Origin of the sequence: Lipingzhangella rawalii (assembly GCF_031628175.1) — a bacterium.
GTDB classification, from domain to species: domain Bacteria; phylum Actinomycetota; class Actinomycetes; order Streptosporangiales; family Streptosporangiaceae; genus Lipingzhangella_A; species Lipingzhangella_A rawalii.
On sequence record NZ_JAVLVT010000051.1, the window covers coordinates 1 to 435 of the forward strand.

The 435-nt window shown below is 68.5% G+C and carries 1 pseudogene; it reads right to left on the reverse strand.

Annotated features, from left to right (window positions below):
* Positions 1-166 precede the first annotated feature (166 nt).
* A pseudogene (locus tag RIF23_RS20720) lies at positions 167-435 on the reverse strand (hypothetical protein); the annotation flags it as partial.

A 435-nucleotide genomic window follows, 5' to 3' on the forward strand; every position in this document is an offset into this window, starting at 1 on the left:
GACGCATGTGGGGCTGCGCCGCGACGCCCCACGTGAGGTTAAGCTGGTCAAGCTGCGCCAGGTAATGCGCACCCCTGCCTGGGAGTTCGCGCCGGAGCCACTGCGCAGCCAGGCTGAACGGTTCCTGACCGAAAGCTGATCTGTGCGATGGGGCTGGCGATTGTTGTCAGCCCAGGAAGGTCTGGCTACGTAGCTCCTTGGACAGTGCTCGGGCGACTTCGGCGAGGGGCTCTCCGTCGCGGCTGGGGCCGAATGCGGCTCCGGGGGAGAGGCGGGCGGCCAGCTCGTCCAGGAGTCCGGCGGTGACCATGGCACGTAGTTCGGTGATGACCACGTTGACGGACTCCACGTCGGGGTCTCCGGGCTCTCCGCCGTCGGCGAGGCTGCGGTCATTGTCGAGTCGCCGCCGAAGGTCAGCCGCTCGCTGCGGCAGGG